Raw genomic sequence first — 15,364 nt, forward strand, 5'->3', positions numbered from 1 at the left:
ATCATCCATTTTGTCGCAAAAAGAGCATAAAAAAAACGGAAAAACTTCTTTTATCTCAAAGTTTTCCCGTCAATAAATCATCTTACGATCTAATTAAATAATCAAACGCACTCAGCGCTGCACTCGCACCTGCTCCGGTCGCAATCACAATCTGCTTATACGCTGAATCAGTGCAATCCCCAGCTGCAAATACGCCCGCTAAATTAGTGGCATTTTTGGCATCAACAATGATTTCATGATGCTGGTTTTGATCAATCGCCGCTGGTACCCATTCCGTATTCGGTTGGAGACCGATCTGAACGAATACACCATCTAGCGCGATTTCCTTAATGACCTGCGTGGCACGATCTTGGTAGGTCAAGCCCGTTACCCGACCATCACCGGTAATGGTCTGTGTGGCAGCGTTCGTGATTAAGGTCACATTTTTCAATTGGCCTGCTTTAGCTTGGAGCACTTGGTCGGCCCCTAACCGTGGTGCAAATTCGAGAACCGTGACGTGCCGGCAAATCCCAGCCAAATCAATTGCGGCTTCGATACCTGAATTGCCACCACCAATTACGGCAACGTCCTTGCCCTTATACAGCGGCCCGTCACAGTGTGGACAATAGGCAACACCCTTATTCTTAAACTCCGCCTCACCGGGAACCCCGATTGTGCGCCAACGGGCTCCGGTCGCAATAATCGCTGTCTTCGTCTGCAGCCTATCACCTGACGCCAGTGTCACATCGATCTGTTGAGACTGCTTAGCAATGGCCGTGACCTGTTGGCCTTCTAGCACAGCCACCCCGTATTTTTTCACCTGACTGGCGATGGTGGTCATTAACTGTTCACCTTCAACATAGTCGATACCGGCAATATTTTCAATTCCCAGCGTATCAAGGGGCTGACCACCGAAATGATCCGTAACAATTGCTGTACGAATTCCCTTCCGTGCCGCATAGATTGCCGCACTTCCAGCAGCTGGTCCACCCCCAATAATCAATACGTCAAAGAGCTGGTTTATCCAGTCTTGTTCAATCTTTTGGGGACCAGTTTCACCGGCCGCTTTACTGATCAAATCACTCAGCGTCGCCCGACCATTATGCCATTCTTCACCATTCAGAAATACTGTTGGAACCGCTAAAATATTTTTTTCAGTCGCTTCGTCCTGAAACATGCCACCTTCAATCATCTTATGCGAAATATGAGAATTAAGGACGCTCATAATATTCAATGCTTGAACAACATCTGGGCAATTATGACAACTCAAACTGGCAAATGTCTCAAAATGTAAATCAGCCGTGATGGCTTCAATTCGGTGACGATCCTGTTCTGAAATCTTAGGGGCATGGCCTGAAACTTGCAGCAGTGCCAGTACAAATGATGTGAATTCATGTCCCAGCGGAATACCCGCAAATTCAATTCCACTGGCCGGTTGTCCCGTCTGATCCAGTGCAAAACTAGGTTGGCGTTTCAAATGACCCTGCTTGACATTAATTTTCGGTGACATCGCTGCCACTTCATTTACGAACGCCAGCACCTTTTGTGATCGATCATCATCGCCTGCATCAACTCGGATGGTAACTTCGTGTTCCATCAACTTTAAATATGCTGCTAGCTGTTGTTTTACCGTGCTATCGATTGCCATTTTCTCATTGTCCCTTCGTTACCCTAAATCTTACCAACTAAGTCCAAACCAGGTGTCAAGGTGTCTTCGCCTTCCTTCCACTTAGCCGGGCAAACTTCACCAGGATGAGCCGCAACATACTGACCCGCTTTGATTCGATCAAGGTACTCACTTGCATTCCGACCAATTCCGTCGGCGTTGATTTCCATCGCCTGCACGGTTCCCTCAGGATCAAGGATAAAGGTTCCACGCTGTGCTAAGCCTTGGTCTTCATCTAGCACATCAAACAGCCGTGAAATATGCTGAGAAGGATCACCAATCATCGTAAATTCAATCGTGCCCACGGCATCGGAATTATCATGCCAGGCTTTATGAACGAAATGGGTGTCCGTTGAAACAGAATAAACTTCCACACCGAGCGCTTGTAGTTTTGCATACTGTTCTTGTAAATCTTGCAATTCGGTGGGACAAACAAACGAAAAGTCCGCTGGATAGAACATAATAATACTCCAGTGACCTAATAAATCTTGATCCGTCACGTCAATAAATTCACCTTGGCGATAAGCTTGAGCCTTAAATTCTCCAACCTTTTTTCCTACTAGTGACATTCTAAGGACCTCCAAATATTATTTTTAACAGTCCCTATTCTAAACGATAATCATTCTAAGTCAAGACCATGCGATAAGTGAATAAAAAGAAAAGAACCGCCATATTAAGGCAGTCCTTGTTAATATTCATGTTATTTTTTATTTTATACTAATTCTAATTTAGAGCATTGCTTAATCATACTTTTAGTAAAATATTCGAATATTATATTACTTAAAGGCGGCAAATAAGCGATCAATTTCAGCATATTCCTCGTCATTTAACTGAACATCTAGTGCCGCTGCGTTGCTTTGTACTTGAGCGGGCTGCTTAGCTCCCGGAATCACAATACTAATCAGTGGATTTTGCATGTACCACGCTAAAATAGTTTGTGCGACCGTTGCTTGATGCAAGTCCGCAATCGGTTGAACCCGTTTAACGGCCGCTAAAATTTGGTCGTACCGTGGTGCTTGAAAATCCGGATTTTCCGCGCGAATATCGCCATCAGCAAACGAAACTGGCCCATCGTATTTACCCGTCAATAGTCCTGAAGCCAATGGGAAATACGGAACGAAACTAATTTGGTGGTCCTTTAGGTAGGTCATCTTTGCCAGATTATCTTGGTGGAGCAGACTGAACTGGTCTTCCACAATGTCCACATAACCGTCAGCGTTAGCCTCCTTAATCTGATCGAGACTAAAGTTCGAAACCCCGATTGCCCGAATTTTTCCCTGTTCCTTCAGTCGTTGGAGTGCACCGACTGCCTCGGCCTTAGGCGTTTTTTCATCCGGAAAGTGGATGTAATAGATATCAAGATAGTCCGTCTTTAACCGTCGCAAACTATTTTCAACCTGTGTTGTTAGAAACTGGGGGTCATTATTAAACTGATCTCCATCATGGGCCCCCTTAGAGGCAATCGTGATCTCATGGCGATCAAAATCCTGAATCGCCTGACCAATCAGTTCTTCAGAATGACCTAATCCATAGGCATACGCTGTATCAATCAGGTTGATACCACTTCTGAGTGCCGTCTGAACAATTTCAATTCCCGTTTCATCCTTCAAATTTGGAAATAGGTTTCGACCACCTACAGCGTTTGCTCCAAGTCCTAATGCTGTTGTTTCAACATCCGTTTGTCCAATTTTTACTAATGTGCGTCCCACGAGACACACCCCTTTCGTTTCAGATATAGTAGAGATACCATCTGCCTGTCATTGTTGAACACTTCCCAGATTGATGCAACTATTTTGGCTTAAGGATTGACAGTTTACGGTTACAGATGTAACCTTAATTTGTAAAAGTTACATTTGTAACCGATAAAAATTACAAGGAGGATTTCAAATGACAACACACGATCACATGCCTGACAAAATGGCCATGCCAGATATGGATATGGACATGACTATGAGTGACCACGGGTCTCACGATATGATGATGCACGGGGGACACATGATGCACATGGGCAATCTCAAACGCAAATTCTGGGTATCCCTCATTCTCACCATCCCCGTCATTATCATGAGCCCCATGATGGGCGTTAACCTGCCGTTCCAAATTACAAGCCATCCTTGGACTGATTTGCTCGTCGCCATTCTGGGAACAATCATTTTTGTTTATGGTGGTGCCCCCTTCTTCAGTGGCGCTAAGGGAGAACTGGCTAGTAAAAAACCGGCCATGATGACTTTGATCGCCATGGGGATTTCCGTTGCGTTTATCTATAGTATTTATGCCGTCGTCGCGAACCAGGTCCTTCATCTCCCTGGTCACGTCATGGACTTTTTCTGGGAACTTGTCACCCTGATTGACATCATGCTGCTGGGCCACTGGATTGAAATGGATACGGTAATGAATGCCGGTTCGGCCCTCGATCGACTCGCTAAACTCCTCCCCAGCGACGCCCACCTCATCAGTGACGATACCATCACTGAGGTTCCCATTAAGCAGCTGCAACTGGACGACACCGTTGAAATTCGGGCGGGTGAAAAAGTACCGGCCGACGGCACAATTATTGACGGCACAAGCCACGTCAACGAATCCATGCTGACCGGTGAAGCACGGCCCGTTAAAAAAGCCCCCAATGACACCGTAATTGGGGGCGCCATTAATGGCGATGGCACCTTACGCGTCAAAGTTACGGGAACCGGTGATTCCGGCTACCTCGCCCAAGTAATGAAACTGGTACAAACCGCACAAAATTCAAAGTCTGCTAAGGAAAATACAGCTGATCGGGTGGCCGGACTGCTCTTCTACGCGGCACTCACCGTCGCCATCGTTGCCTTTATCAGCTGGCTGCTAATCGATAACCTCGCCATCGCGCTCTCGATTGCCGTTACCGTGCTCGTAATTGCCTGCCCGCACGCACTCGGATTGGCCATTCCCCTCGTCGTGGCGCGTAGTACCGCCATCGCGGCAAGTCATGGTCTCCTGATTGCTCACCGTGATGTTTTGGAAACCGTTCCCGACTTACGCTATGTTTTGATGGACAAAACAGGAACGCTAACGGAAGGCAACTTTACCGTTCACGAGACACACAGCGTCAGCGATCTTGATGATCAACGCGTCTTGCAACTGATGGCCAGCCTCGAAAGTGGCTCCAGTCACCCCCTTGCCGTGGGCATTCTCGAACAAGCGCAGCAAGCCCAACTCGACTTACTTTCCGTAACGGATAGTCAGCAACAAACCGGGGTTGGCCTTACTGGCACTATCGATGGACAGGCCTATCAAATTGTCTCTCCCGGCTACGTTGAAAAAGCCCAACTGGCTCACCCTCATTTTTCATTAGAGCGGCTGCTGCAAACCGGAGACACCGTTAGTTTCCTCGTTCAAAATGATCAGATTCTCGGATATGTCGCCCAGGGAGATACCATTAAACCCAGTGCGGTGACCCTCATTACGCAACTTAAACAGCAACGCTTGATTCCCGTCATGATGACAGGTGATAATGCGCAGAGTGCCCAAAAGGTTGCGCAGCAACTCGGCATTGACCACGTCCACGCCGGCCTTCTTCCCGAAGACAAGGAACAACTCGTCCGTCATTACCAACAAGACCACGCCAAAGTGATGATGGTCGGTGACGGTGTCAATGACGCGCCGAGTCTTGCTCGGGCAGACATCGGTGTTGCGATTGGTTCTGGCACCGAGGTTGCCATTAGCTCCGCGGACATCATCTTGGTCCGCAGCGATCCGCACAGTATCATTGAATTTTTAACGTTAGCACGGCAAACCAACCGCAAGATGACCCAAAATCTTTGGTGGGGAGCTGGTTACAACATCATCACAATTCCGCTCGCAGCTGGCATTCTAGCACCATGGGGATTCATGTTGAACCCGATGGTGGGCGCCGTTGTCATGTCCTTGAGCACCATCATTGTTGCCATCAACGCTATGACCTTAAAAGACGAGGAACATACTGCCTGATGATGGCACTAAACCGTCAACTTGATGCCGACAATGCCAATCAGTAACAGTACCACGAATCCCCAAGTCAGTGGCGATAGCTTGTCGCCAAAAAAAATAACCCCCACGATGATCGTCCCAACTGCACCGATTCCGGTCCATACCGGATACGCCAATCCTAACGGCAACGATCTAATCGCTCGGGCAAGCAGCCAAAAGCTCCCCACCATTGCCACAATGGTATAAATTGCAAAATTGGTTTTGTGAAACCCCTGACTTAGCTTCAGTGTGGTCGCCCACACGGTTTCCAAAATCCCCGCAATTAATAGCTCAATCCATGCCATAATAATTTTCCTCCTAAAAACACAAAACACCGGTACCATTCCTACAAGACCTAAAGGAATGATATCGGTGTTTAAGCTACCCGGTGGTAACTGTGTTATGATTAATAAAATTATTGTATCAACTCGGATACATTTTAGCAACTTTGCTGAATTCGTTCCTCTCCGTTGCCATACAAGTTAAATTAAACAGAAATGAAGTGATCAATAATGATGGATAAAAATGTTAAATATCCTGACACCGCCGCCTTCAACTACGTCCAAAAAGAATTTGAAGCCCGTGGCGTCACGATCCAAAAAATTGCGGATGTTGCTTACGATTTACAGCACCGGCATATTCCCGAAGTAACAATGGCAGAAATTGTCGATGCCGTCATTGATGTGCTGCACAAGCGTGAAGTGCTCAACAACATTATGGTTGGTTTACAACTCGATAAGCTCGCCAACCAAGGGCTTCTCGACGAACCCCTCCAAACGATTGTCGGTCACGACCTCGGCGTCTTTGGTGTCGACGAAACCTTAGGAAATCAGATTTCGACGGTTTACGGCCAAATTGGGACGACCAGCTATGGTTATGTCGACAATATTAAGCCGGGCATTATCGGCGAACTAGACAAAGATCCAAACACGGTAAACACCTTCATCGACGACTTGGTTGGTGCCGTGGCAGCGGCCGTATCCGGTAAGGTCGCCCATCAACACAGCTAAACAAAAATGGATGACTGTCACTCACTACGCAAAGTAGCCAGCGGCCAGTCACCCTTTTTTATTTCATTAAATGAACTGGGCTACAAATTTCCAGAGCAGGCGGAGGCCGTAGCCAATAATAATCACGCCGCAAACCCGGTTTAACAAAAGTAAAAATTTCGCTTGAAACCGATCCTTGAGTAACGACGTCACAAACGTCAAACCTGTAAACCACAGCACCGAAGCCGTACAAACACCACCAATAAACAGATTGCCTGCATTGCCCACCATCGATACCCGGAAGGCCCCCAAGAGCATGGTGCCATCTAAAATTGCCTGTGGATTAAGCCACGCGATGGCGAAGGCCGACGCCACCACCTTCCAGTAGCTAAAACGCTCGTTGGCCGCTGCGTCAGGCATCGTCACATCTTGAGCTTTCAGTAATGACACTCCAATCACGAGTACCATCAGACTGCCGACGATCAGGATCACCTGTTCCAGCAACGGGATGACTTTGAGTAATTTACCAATTCCGAAAAACGAGGCGAGTGCCAGAGAAATATCAAAAAACGTGATAATTAGGGCGGCGCGTAATGCCCGTCCGCGTGGCTGGGCCAATGCCGTATTAATTGTATAGAGATTTTGTACCCCAATCGGGGCAATATAAGCGACCCCGAATAAGAGGCCCTGTCCGTAAGTTAACATTTCAATTACCATCCAAATTTCATCATACTTATGCTAAGCTTGTAGCAACAATCCCTATTCTAACGAATTAATTTATTTTTATCCCAGCCAAGTCAAATTAAATGACCAGCCAAATGATCGGAGGGTTCTCATGCGCGTCACTATTAATTGGCACCCCAATCCACAGCTTCATCAACCCCTTTACCAGCAACTCGTCAATTACTGCCTCCAAGAAATTGAAACCGGCAATTGGGCATTGGGAGATCAGCTTCCCCCACAGCGAGAACTAGCGGCGCAATTGCAGGTTAATCGCAGTACGATCGGCCAGGCAATGACCCAACTCGTCGATTACGGCGTGATCAGTGGTAAACGTGGTGGTGGCACCACCATCATCAGCAACACCTGGTCACTGATGATGAAAAAAGCGCCCGTCAACTGGCAAGAGTACATCCAAAGCGGACACTTTAAAGCTAACCTTCATACCATCCAAACCATTAACACCCATGAAACCCGAATGCCCATACGCCTCAGCACGGGCGAACTCGCACCCGCTTTCTTACCACACCAGCTCTTTGCTGATGCCTTGACCCGTGTTGGTCACCGGTTGCAACAGCTTAACTACCTCGAACCACAGGGATTACTGGCGCTCCGTGAACAACTCGCTCAGCGGCTTCAACGATGGGGCATTCAGGCGAGTGCCGACACCATTTTGATTACGTCCGGTTCACTCCAAGCCCTGCAACTAATTTCCCTGTCCCTCCTCGACGAGCACGCGACCGTCTACACCGAGACGCCGACCTACCTAAACTCGCTCCAAATCTTTCAGTCTGCTGGGGTCCATCTGCGTGGCCTCCCCCTCACCCGTGATGGCGTCGCCTACTGGCAGCTTCCCCAAACTGAACAGCAAAAACTCCTGTATGTCATTCCCAGTTTTCAAAATCCGACTGGTCAGGTCATGACCCTTAAACATCGCCGCGAGCTGCTGACCTTTGCCAACCGGCGGCAACTCCCGATCATCGAGGACAGTGCGTATCAGGATCTTTGGTTTGACACGCGCCCCCCACAGCCACTCAAGGCACTCGATGATCACGGTGCCGTCATCTACCTAGGGAGTAGTTCTAAAATTCTGGCTCCTGGACTACGGCTAGGCTGGGTTGTCGCCCCCCGGCCGATTATCTCCCGCCTTGCCGACGTCAAAATGCAAACAGACTACGGCGCCAGTTCGCTATCCCAACTCGCACTTGCTGAAATTCTAGCCAATTCCGATTTTGATCGCTATTTAGTCCAAACACGAACACGGCTACAACAACGAGCCCAAGCAGCACTGCAGAGCCTTCAAACCTATTTGGCCCCTTACGCTAAGTGGCAAGAACCAACCGGGGGCTTTTACATCTGGCTAAAACTGGATCCACGCATTAAAATTGACGCGCTGTTTGATGCTGCCCGTGCTCAAGGCGTGCTGATTAATCCCGGTGATCTCTATGCTTTTCACCACGTGCAAGCCATTCGACTTTCCTACGCCTACGCCGAACCAGCAGCATTTGCAGCCGGCTGTCGTATCTTAAAACAGCTGATTGAGATTCAACTTACTCACTAAAAAAGGGATTATCACACTCAGCTTTGCAAGTGCGATAATCTCTTTTTAAATGGCGGCGTATAAGACCACCACTAAGATGGCTGGTAGCATATTGGCAACCCGAATCTTCATGTCAAATAGCAAGTTAAGGCCGATACAAAAAATCATCATCGATCCCACCAATGAAATTCCATTTGTCATGGCCGTCGATAATAATGGGGCGATAAGCGTGGCTAATAACGTAATCGTCATTTGAAAACCAAACACCGGCAGTGCACTGAACACCGCTCCTAATCCAAACGTTGCCGCGTAAATCGCAATAATGACCCCATCCAAAATTGCCTTCGTGAATAGCATGTTGGGATCGTGCTGCAAGGCATCTTGAATCGGGCCAATAATGGCCATTGCCCCCACACAGACCGTTAACGTCGCGCTCACAAAGCCGTCCACAAACCGTGAATCACTCCCCGATCCCACTTTTTGCCGCAGCCACTGACCAAGCTTCACAAACTGTGCGTCGATATTGATCAACTCACCAATCAATGTCCCAAGCGTGAGTGAAATCGTGGCCATCAAAATCCCCGTCGTTTCAATCTGGGTGCCGTGAACGACCAGCATCTGTGCCAACGTTCCACTAATTCCGATAAACACAACGGCAACCCCGATTGCCTGCATAATCGATTTTTGTAAACTTTGCTTCAACAATCGTTGAAATATGTACCCCAGTACGCCACCGACCACAATTGCACCGGTATTGACAAATGTTCCTGTTCCCACTATGTAAATCACTAACACTTCCTCTCATAGTATCCTAATTATTATACTATCTAGCATCAATAATAAAAGTACTTTTCCTCATGAAAATTTAAGATTGACATCCCCTTCGTTGCCCCATAAAATAGATCTAATACTGTTTTTCATTGCTCTTTGTACGAGGAGGTTTTACCATGAATAATCGGCTCGACGCCACAACCGCCGTCAAAGATACCCTACCGACGGTTTTTGGCTATATTGGTATCGGCTTAGCGTTCGGGATTGTTGCCCGTGCCTCGGGAATTAATCCACTTTTAGTACTTTTAATGTCTGCCATTACATATGGAGGTTCCGCCCAATTCGTCGCGGTCAGCATGCTGGCCACACATAGTCCCATCCTATCGATTGTTTTTTCTATCTTTCTGGTTAACTCGCGCATGATCCTGATGAGTACCACTGTGGCCCGTTACTTTAACAATGAATCGCTCTTCAAAAACATCGTTATCGGCACGCTTTTGACGGATGAAAGCTTTGCGTTGGGGATGAACAAACGTAATTATACCGGTGACACACTGAGCTTCACCTGGTTTAATACCGCCAATTTTATCGCCTATTTAACTTGGAACGTCGCTTCTCTGGTGGGCGCGCTACTGGGTAACTTCATCCAAAACCCAGAAAAGATTGGCCTGGATTTTGCCCTCGTTGCCATGTTTATCGGTCTGTTGTACTTGCAAGTCATTTCGGATCGTTCCCTTAACCGGCTTCTGCAAGTCATGGTCATTACGCTGACTTTGATTCTAATCTACGTCGGTCTCATTTTCGTTCCTAGTAATCTATTAATTTTACTCGTCACCTTAATCGGGTGCGGGTGTGGGGTGGTGCTTAAACATGCCTTCTTCTAGCTTTATTTTACTGACCATTGTTGGGTGCGGTCTCGCCACGTGGCTGTCACGCGTTGCACCGTTTATCATCCTCAAAAAGTACCAACTATCGCCCGCCATCATTGAATTTTTATCATTCGTACCGATCGTAATCATGGCCGCGCTCTGGTTTGAAAATCTTTTCCATCAAAATTTAGGTCACCTGCCAAGTATCAACTATGAAAATTTCTTCGCATCCATTCCAACGGTGATCGGTGCCGTTATTACGAAGAGTTTACTGGTTATCGTGGTCATTGGCATTATTTCTTTAGCCGTGGTTCGCTGGCTAATGTAGTTTGGGCGGTTGAAATGGCCGTTTTTTTCATACTTCACTCGCGGGCACAGACGCCTATCGTATAAGGAAAAAGCGCCACTAATTGCAAACCCGCAATTAATGGCGCTTTTTCCTTATACCACGGCATCTAACCGTGCCCGCTCACGCTCTATTACAACAAATACTTCTTATCAAATTCTGGATCCTGACTCGTTAGAATCTTAGGACCATCCTTTGTAATGACAATCGTATGCTCATACTGGGCGCAATCCGAGCCGTCTTCCGTAACGTAGTATTCCCACTTATCATTCGGTGCCGTCTTCGACTTGATCTCCCAGCCGCCCGTCGTAATCATGGGTTCGATCGTAATCGTCATACCTTCTTTGAGCCGCAAACCATGGCCTGGTTCGCCGTATGCCGGCACATCTGGACGTTCATGCATCGTTGGTTGAATGCCATGCCCGATTAATTCGCGGACATCCCCACAACCCATTTCTTCTTCGGTGTAATGCTGAATTGCGTAACCAATATCGCCAATCCGGTTACCGATCACAGCCTGATCAATTCCCAGATACAACGACTTCTTTGTCACATCCATCAACCGTTGGCGTTCTGGCGAAATTTCACCCACCGCAAACGTCCAGCACGAATCACTCATGTATCCCTGCCAGTTCACAACGGTATCCACCGCCACAATGTCGCCTTCTTTGAGCATCAACCCACGGCGAGGAACCGCATGGGCGACTTCATCATTAATTGAGACGCAAGTAGCATACTTGTATCCTTCGAATCCCATTTCGGCGGGAATCGCACCGTGACTTTCAATATATTCACGGCCAAACTTTTCAATTTCCCAGCTTGAAACACCAGGCTTGATAATATCTTGTAATCCGATGTGCATGCCAGCCAAAATAGCACCCGACTTAGCCATGCCATCAATCTCACGTTGTGATTTAAGTGTGATCACGATTTTGCATCTCCCATGTTAATTTGAACTTCACTAACCAGCTATTAGTGTACCACAAAGTTGTTCCTATCGTGGTTGGAAACCTTAGTGGACCAGCGTGGTGTAGATCGTGGACCCGACCGCCAACACCATCAGCACGCCTACCATCACGACGTGGAACCATTTATGTCCCAGCAAAATCGCGACATATTCCCGAATTAGAGCGTTAGGAATAAAGAAGTTACTGGTTTTAGCACCCAAACCATCAATGTTTAACCCGACATAGCGGGCGTAACCGGCTGCGCGGTACGTATGATAGTCGCTTGTCGCAAACAGCCCCTTTGTGAGATCGAGTTGATGATCACTCACAATTTGTTTAGAAAACCGCATATTTTCCAAAGTATTCGTTGAGCGGTTTTCCATCAAAATTTGATCGCGTGGCACTCCAATTGATTCCGCATACTCCATCATGGCCTGCGCTTCCGGCACCTTTTCGTCCGCCCCTTGACCACCAGACATCACTAAAATGGGGCCCCGACCCGTTTTGGCAAGTTGTAGATCACGAAATTGTTTTGCGCGGTCAACCCGTGCGGCTAATAATGGGGACACGGTCCGCCCCTGTCGTAACCCCGCCCCTAATACAATAATATAGTCCTTGTCCAAACTGGGTTTAAAAATCCGGGATAGGAAAAACGACGTCATAAAACAGAGAAACCAGAAAACAGCGTAGAGCACGACAACGTCCACCACATTCGAAATCAGTTGCACAACTAAGCTGGGAAAAATTCGATTTAATATGCCAAAAATAAACGGACTGAGCACAATTAACAATCCTAGAAATAACGTCAGCATATTCGGAATCGTGTGACTTTCCTTACGCCAAACAATCGCGGCATTGATGAGTAGAATCACGCCCAAAAAGACGTAAATCAAAATGATGGTCATCACAACCAACGCCATCATCACCAAGAAAACAACCGTGAACGCTCGGTTATGCAAAAACAACACCGTTGCACTCAGGGCCACTAGTATACATCCTAGCAGCAAGTTTCCTAACACCCCATTTAATAACCGGACCTTATTCGTTCTCATACTTAATGCTAAACACGCTAGTACAACTACGACTAACGCCCAGCTACCACCAAATAACCACGCACTCATTTTTGCCACTCCTCCATTATTATCTCATTCAAATTCTACCGATTTCTCGCATTGTTGTATAGCACTATGTCCAAGTTGCTTTTAAATAGTAATAGTTACTATTTACATTCATTACTTTTTCCGTTATAGTGGAGAATATCAGGACACATTACTAGCCATTCGGCCACAACTTCTGGTAGACTAGTCACGACTTCGGCGGTGACTGACAGGTTTCGTCATCAAACAGGACCTGTTTTAAAAATCTGTAACAATCACGGTCCACCTTGTTCGGCCCGGATTGACCCTAGGTACCACTATTAACCCAACCCACACCAATTTAGAATGGAGAACCAAAATGGCTAAAAAATCAAAAATTGCCAAAGCACAAAAAATTGACGCTACAATCGAAAAGTACGCAGCCCTTCGTCAGGAACTTAAAGCTAATCACGACTACGCTGCACTCAGCCAGCTTCCTCGTAATGCTTCGCCTACACGCCGGCACCGTCGCGATGTCCTAGATGGTCGTCCTCGTGGTTACATGCGGAAGTTCAACATGTCACGACTTAACTTTCGGGAATACGCCCACGCTGGTCAAATTCCAGGCGTCAAAAAAGCAAGTTGGTAATCAAAAACAGCAAGTTATGCTCCTTCAACGGGGTATAACCTGCTGTTTTTTTATTTCTAATGCGCTGAACCAAACAGGTTCAAAATAATACTTCCCAGTAAAATGAGGGTAATACCGATCACACTGGCTAAGTTGATTGACTCGCGTAGGATAAATACTGAAATGAGGGTAATGACAACCGTCCCCACTCCTGACCACATGGCGTAGGCAATGCTCAAATTAATACTACGAAAAGCGAGTGATAGGAAGTAAAAGCACATGACATACCCGACAACCACTCCCACACTCGGCCACAGATGACTAAAGCCGTTCGAGTATTTCAAAAAACTAGTCCCAGCAATTTCGCCGACTACCGCCAGACCTAAATATAAGTATCCCATCATACCATCTCCGTTGTTTCAAATGTTCTCGGAGAATATCATACTACTTTTGGCGGTGACTGAAATGACTAATTACCACTTCTGCGACGCCTGCCACAATCCCGACCCCAATACTGAGCGGCCATTTCTTGGTTAAAATCCCGCATACAACCGCGATCGCAATCCCAGTTGTAATACCATTTACAATATCCTTTGATTGTATGTTCATTACAACGATCCCCCTTAGTTTCCCCTTTATCATACCAGATTCATCGTCACAAATTATGCTATACTGGGGCAAATAACACGAATTGAGGTTTTACCATGATTAAACCCATCAACCACGATCTGACGTTTCTAGCTCAAAAGGCCCACCCGGCCACTACTGCGGATCGCCAGATCATCACCGATCTGCTCGACACCTTAGCCGCCCATCACGATGACTGCGTCGGAATGGCAGCCAACATGATTGGCATCAACAAGCGCATTATCGTTGTTCAAATGGGACCCTTTGCCGTTCCACTGGTCAATCCAAAAATTACACACCGCGCCAATCCCCATTCCGTGACGGAGGGTTGTCTTTCAATCAGTGGACAAAAAACGACCACGCGCTACCAATCCATTACCGTTAGCTATCTCGATCGGCAGTTTCAGCCACAGCAACAGACCTTCACGGACTGGATCGCTCAAATCATCCAGCACGAACTCGACCACTGTGAGGGCATTTTGATTTAAGGAACATTTCCCCAAAAGGGCCATGACGATTGTCATGGCCCTTTTAAGATTGAAGAAAACTAATCTTCTGTATCCGTATGCTTAATAATTCGAGCTGGATTACCCGCCGCTACCACGTTACTTGGTAAATCATGGGTAACCACACTACCGGCGCCAACGACGACATTGTCACCCAGTGTAACACCAGGTAATAAGATCACCGAGCCGCCGAACCAGCAGTCATCCCCAATTGTGATTGGTCGATCGTATTGCCAACCTTCACGACGTAATTTAACATTCGAAGGATGATGGTTCGGTGTGTAAAGCTGACAATTTGGGCCAATAAAGCAGTGCTTGCCAATCGTAATTTTACCGGCACTCAATATTTGAAGATTTGCGTTAATGAATGTTCCCTCTCCAATATAGAGGTTATTAGGATGCTCAATAGAACAAATTGGATAATAAATATCAACGCCCGCTTCAATGTTTGGCAAAAAATCTCGTACCATCTGGTCGGCCTTCTCAATGTCAGTTTTTGCCACATCATTGATCTGCTGCACAATTTGAGCACTTCGTTTAACAATGGCTTGCATTTTTGGCTCATGCCCATATTGATACCAATCCCCATCGGCAACTCGTTCAAATATATCTTTTTTTAGCAATTCTTCTACGTTTGGATCTGCTGGTCGTTTACTCATTTGCAATACTCCCTTACGGTTTCGTTATTGCTTTTTATCTTATCACAAATAAGTAAGCGG

Annotated in this window: 18 protein-coding genes; 7 read left to right on the forward strand and 11 right to left on the reverse strand. The window is 46.8% G+C overall.

Features of this window, described 5'->3' with window-relative positions; all coding sequences use genetic code 11:
* Positions 1-82: 82 nt before the first annotated feature.
* The 3 genes from ahpF to FC26_RS07160 form a co-directional block, all read right to left on the reverse strand.
* On the reverse strand, positions 83-1,627 hold the full coding sequence (gene ahpF, locus FC26_RS07150; protein ID WP_057779185.1) for an alkyl hydroperoxide reductase subunit F: 1,545 nt from the start codon (positions 1,625-1,627) through the stop codon (positions 83-85).
* Positions 1,628-1,650: 23 nt separating this feature from the next.
* A complete protein-coding gene (gene ahpC / locus FC26_RS07155; RefSeq protein WP_057779187.1) occupies positions 1,651-2,214 on the reverse strand; it encodes an alkyl hydroperoxide reductase subunit C in 564 nt (187 codons plus the stop codon).
* 207 nt (positions 2,215-2,421) lie between these two features.
* Positions 2,422-3,354, reverse strand: a complete 933-nt coding sequence (locus tag FC26_RS07160; protein WP_057779189.1) for an aldo/keto reductase — start codon at positions 3,352-3,354, stop codon at positions 2,422-2,424.
* Positions 3,355-3,568: 214 nt separating this feature from the next.
* On the opposite strand from FC26_RS07160, the gene FC26_RS07165 reads away from it, so the two are divergent.
* Complete coding sequence (locus FC26_RS07165; protein ID WP_083483778.1) at positions 3,569-5,608, forward strand: heavy metal translocating P-type ATPase; 2,040 nt, start codon at positions 3,569-3,571, stop codon at positions 5,606-5,608.
* An 8-nt stretch (positions 5,609-5,616) separates the two neighbouring features.
* On the opposite strand, the gene FC26_RS07170 is transcribed toward FC26_RS07165, so the two are convergent.
* Positions 5,617-5,931, reverse strand: coding sequence for a DMT family transporter (locus FC26_RS07170; RefSeq protein ID WP_057779193.1), 315 nt, complete (start codon positions 5,929-5,931; stop codon positions 5,617-5,619).
* A 207-nt stretch (positions 5,932-6,138) separates the two neighbouring features.
* Between FC26_RS07170 and FC26_RS07175 the strand changes: the two genes are divergently transcribed.
* Entirely contained in the window at positions 6,139-6,636 is a 498-nt protein-coding gene (locus tag FC26_RS07175; protein ID WP_057779195.1) for a phosphatidylglycerophosphatase A family protein, read from the forward strand.
* Positions 6,637-6,702: 66 nt separating this feature from the next.
* Here FC26_RS07175 and FC26_RS07180 read toward each other — a convergent pair whose 3' ends face one another.
* The gene (locus tag FC26_RS07180; protein WP_057779243.1) at positions 6,703-7,320 is read right to left on the reverse strand and encodes a LysE/ArgO family amino acid transporter; all 618 of its coding nucleotides are present in this window, start codon (positions 7,318-7,320) and stop codon (positions 6,703-6,705) included.
* A gap of 130 nt (positions 7,321-7,450) precedes the next feature.
* Here FC26_RS07180 and FC26_RS07185 point away from each other — a divergent pair, with 130 nt between their 5' ends.
* On the forward strand, positions 7,451-8,896 hold the full coding sequence (locus tag FC26_RS07185) for an aminotransferase-like domain-containing protein (RefSeq protein ID WP_057779196.1): 1,446 nt from the start codon (positions 7,451-7,453) through the stop codon (positions 8,894-8,896).
* 45 nt (positions 8,897-8,941) lie between these two features.
* On the opposite strand, the gene FC26_RS07190 is transcribed toward FC26_RS07185, so the two are convergent.
* Positions 8,942-9,664 carry a DUF554 domain-containing protein gene (locus FC26_RS07190; protein ID WP_235809484.1) on the reverse strand — a complete coding sequence of 241 codons (723 nt, stop codon included), beginning with the start codon at positions 9,662-9,664 and terminating at the stop codon, positions 8,942-8,944.
* Between the two features lie 158 nt (positions 9,665-9,822).
* On the opposite strand from FC26_RS07190, the gene FC26_RS07195 reads away from it, so the two are divergent.
* Positions 9,823-10,530 carry an AzlC family ABC transporter permease gene (locus FC26_RS07195; protein ID WP_057779198.1) on the forward strand — a complete coding sequence of 236 codons (708 nt, stop codon included), beginning with the start codon at positions 9,823-9,825 and terminating at the stop codon, positions 10,528-10,530.
* On the forward strand, positions 10,517-10,843 hold the full coding sequence (locus FC26_RS07200; protein ID WP_057779199.1) for an AzlD domain-containing protein: 327 nt from the start codon (positions 10,517-10,519) through the stop codon (positions 10,841-10,843). Before FC26_RS07195 ends, FC26_RS07200 begins: the two co-directional genes overlap by 14 nt.
* A gap of 151 nt (positions 10,844-10,994) precedes the next feature.
* Here FC26_RS07200 and map read toward each other — a convergent pair whose 3' ends face one another.
* Together map and FC26_RS07210 are read right to left on the reverse strand one after the other, a co-directional pair.
* Entirely contained in the window at positions 10,995-11,789 is a 795-nt protein-coding gene (map, locus tag FC26_RS07205) for a type I methionyl aminopeptidase (protein WP_057779201.1), read from the reverse strand.
* Between the two features lie 84 nt (positions 11,790-11,873).
* Positions 11,874-12,929 (reverse strand): YdcF family protein, encoded by a 1,056-nt coding sequence (locus FC26_RS07210; RefSeq protein ID WP_057779202.1) that lies wholly within the window; start codon positions 12,927-12,929, stop codon positions 11,874-11,876.
* 334 nt (positions 12,930-13,263) lie between these two features.
* Here FC26_RS07210 and rpsN point away from each other — a divergent pair, with 334 nt between their 5' ends.
* A complete protein-coding gene (rpsN, locus tag FC26_RS07215; protein WP_057779204.1) occupies positions 13,264-13,533 on the forward strand; it encodes a 30S ribosomal protein S14 in 270 nt (89 codons plus the stop codon).
* A 56-nt stretch (positions 13,534-13,589) separates the two neighbouring features.
* On the opposite strand, the gene FC26_RS07220 is transcribed toward rpsN, so the two are convergent.
* Complete coding sequence (locus FC26_RS07220) at positions 13,590-13,916, reverse strand: DMT family transporter (protein WP_338045559.1); 327 nt, start codon at positions 13,914-13,916, stop codon at positions 13,590-13,592.
* A 40-nt stretch (positions 13,917-13,956) separates the two neighbouring features.
* Positions 13,957-14,121, reverse strand: a complete 165-nt coding sequence (locus tag FC26_RS12740) for a hypothetical protein (protein WP_157061105.1) — start codon at positions 14,119-14,121, stop codon at positions 13,957-13,959.
* A gap of 95 nt (positions 14,122-14,216) precedes the next feature.
* Here FC26_RS12740 and FC26_RS07225 point away from each other — a divergent pair, with 95 nt between their 5' ends.
* A complete protein-coding gene (locus FC26_RS07225) occupies positions 14,217-14,627 on the forward strand; it encodes a peptide deformylase (RefSeq protein ID WP_057779208.1) in 411 nt (136 codons plus the stop codon).
* 59 nt (positions 14,628-14,686) lie between these two features.
* Here FC26_RS07225 and FC26_RS07230 read toward each other — a convergent pair whose 3' ends face one another.
* Entirely contained in the window at positions 14,687-15,304 is a 618-nt protein-coding gene (locus FC26_RS07230) for a sugar O-acetyltransferase (protein WP_057779210.1), read from the reverse strand.
* Between the last annotated feature and the right edge of the window lie 60 nt (positions 15,305-15,364).

Source organism: Paucilactobacillus vaccinostercus DSM 20634 (assembly GCF_001436295.1).
In the GTDB taxonomy this organism is placed as follows: domain Bacteria; phylum Bacillota; class Bacilli; order Lactobacillales; family Lactobacillaceae; genus Paucilactobacillus; species Paucilactobacillus vaccinostercus.

Bases quoted from the DNA above. Each gene is read 5' to 3' on its own strand.
- ahpF (WP_057779185.1), bottom strand. From the start codon at position 1,627: ATGGCAATCGATAGCACGGTAAAACAACAGCTAGCAGCATATTTAAAG.
- ahpC (WP_057779187.1), bottom strand. From the start codon at position 2,214: ATGTCACTAGTAGGAAAAAAGGTTGGAGAATTTAAGGCTCAAGCTTAT.
- FC26_RS07165 (WP_083483778.1), top strand. From the start codon at position 3,569: ATGCCAGATATGGATATGGACATGACTATGAGTGACCACGGGTCTCAC.
- FC26_RS07170 (WP_057779193.1), bottom strand. From the start codon at position 5,931: ATGGCATGGATTGAGCTATTAATTGCGGGGATTTTGGAAACCGTGTGG.
- FC26_RS07175 (WP_057779195.1), top strand. From the start codon at position 6,139: ATGATGGATAAAAATGTTAAATATCCTGACACCGCCGCCTTCAACTAC.
- FC26_RS07180 (WP_057779243.1), bottom strand. From the start codon at position 7,320: ATGTTAACTTACGGACAGGGCCTCTTATTCGGGGTCGCTTATATTGCC.
- FC26_RS07185 (WP_057779196.1), top strand. From the start codon at position 7,451: ATGCGCGTCACTATTAATTGGCACCCCAATCCACAGCTTCATCAACCC.
- FC26_RS07195 (WP_057779198.1), top strand. From the start codon at position 9,823: ATGAATAATCGGCTCGACGCCACAACCGCCGTCAAAGATACCCTACCG.
- FC26_RS07200 (WP_057779199.1), top strand. From the start codon at position 10,517: ATGCCTTCTTCTAGCTTTATTTTACTGACCATTGTTGGGTGCGGTCTC.
- FC26_RS07210 (WP_057779202.1), bottom strand. From the start codon at position 12,929: ATGAGTGCGTGGTTATTTGGTGGTAGCTGGGCGTTAGTCGTAGTTGTA.
- rpsN (WP_057779204.1), top strand. From the start codon at position 13,264: ATGGCTAAAAAATCAAAAATTGCCAAAGCACAAAAAATTGACGCTACA.
- FC26_RS07220 (WP_338045559.1), bottom strand. From the start codon at position 13,916: ATGATGGGATACTTATATTTAGGTCTGGCGGTAGTCGGCGAAATTGCT.
- FC26_RS12740 (WP_157061105.1), bottom strand. From the start codon at position 14,121: ATGAACATACAATCAAAGGATATTGTAAATGGTATTACAACTGGGATT.
- FC26_RS07225 (WP_057779208.1), top strand. From the start codon at position 14,217: ATGATTAAACCCATCAACCACGATCTGACGTTTCTAGCTCAAAAGGCC.
- FC26_RS07230 (WP_057779210.1), bottom strand. From the start codon at position 15,304: ATGAGTAAACGACCAGCAGATCCAAACGTAGAAGAATTGCTAAAAAAA.